Origin of the sequence: Corallococcus carmarthensis (assembly GCF_003611695.1) — a bacterium.
GTDB lineage: Bacteria > Myxococcota > Myxococcia > Myxococcales > Myxococcaceae > Corallococcus > Corallococcus carmarthensis.
This window is the reverse complement of sequence record NZ_RAWE01000451.1, coordinates 1-1,337: the sequence shown is the minus strand read 5'-3', so window position 1 is coordinate 1,337 and position 1,337 is coordinate 1. Positions and strand designations below refer to the sequence as shown.

The window sequence follows — 1,337 nt, the reverse complement described above, 5'->3', positions numbered from 1 at the left end:
GCCGGGGCCACGTATGAACGCGCGGTGCGCAGCCGCGCTTCCGGTGAGGGCAGCGCCTTGCGGTCCAGCTTGCCGTTGGGCGTCAAAGGCAAGGAGGGCAGGGTGACGAAGGCCGACGGCACCATGTACTCCGGCAGGTGCCGGCGCAGGTGCTCGCGCAGCGACTCCGTGTCGCCGTCCGTCACCACGTAGGCCACGAGCCGCGCGTCGCCCGGTACGTCCTCGCGCACCAGGGCCACCGCGTCACTGACTCCGGCGTGCGTGCGCAACGTGGCTTCAATCTCACCCAGCTCGATGCGGTAGCCGCGCAGCTTCACCTGGAAGTCCAGGCGGCCCATGAACTCCAACGTTCCGTCCGGCCTCCAGCGGCCCTTGTCTCCCGTGCGGTAGAGCCGCGCGCCCGGCTCCGCGCTGAAGGGATCCGGGACGAAGCGCTCGGCCGTCAGGTCCGGACGGCCCAGGTAGCCGCGCGTGACGCTTTCGCCGGAGAAGCACAGCTCACCCGGCGTGCCGAAGGGCACCAGTCGCTGCCGCGCATCGAGGACGTACGCGTTCAGGTTCGCCACCGGCCGGCCGATGAAGGGCTCCGTCCGCAGACTCCCCTGGATGGTCACGCCCGCCGTGCAGACCGTGCACTCCGTGGGACCGTAGCCATTGAAGACGCGCGTGCGGTCCGTCGCGGCCAGCTTCCGCCACGCCTCCGCGTCCAGCGCGTCACCACCCATCATCACGAGGGGCGGCACCCAGGCGCGCTCCAGCATCCCGGCCGCCAGCAGCGGCTTGAGCTGCGCGGGGGTGCAGTCGAACGAGTCGATGCGGTGCTGCTCCAGCCACGCGAGCATCGCTTCCGGATCCACGCGCAGCGCGTCCGGGACGATGTGGAGGCAGTGTCCGTCGATGAGTTGCACCACGCGGTCCATCACCGCGTCGAAGTACATCGGCGCGTTGACGGAGACGCGCTGGCCTCGGGGCTGCCCTGCGTAGAACGCGCGGATGAAGGCGCGGTGCATGTTGAGGATGGTGCGGTGCTGCACCATCACGCCCTTGGGCTTGCCCGTGGAACCGGACGTGTACAGCACGTACGCCAGGTGCTCCGGGCCCGTCAGGGCGGGGAGGGGCTCGTGGGAGAGGGCGCCCAGGCCGGCCTGCTCCATGTCCAGCCACAGCTTCTGGACACCCGCAGGGTTCCAGTCCCCGCACGCGGCTTCGGTCGTGACGAGCACGGCCGCTCCGCTGTCACGCAGCACGAAGTCCCTGCGCGCTGCCGGGGCGGAAGGATCCAGCGGGACGAAGGCGCCACCGGCCTTGAGCACCGCGAGGATCGCCACGATGGCCTC

General features: G+C 70.6%; 1 protein-coding gene. It reads right to left on the bottom strand.

What is annotated here, in order from left to right; all coding sequences use genetic code 11:
• On the bottom strand, window positions 1-1,337 hold a 1,337-nt coding region (locus tag D7X32_RS44375; RefSeq protein ID WP_120608472.1), incomplete at both ends, for an amino acid adenylation domain-containing protein.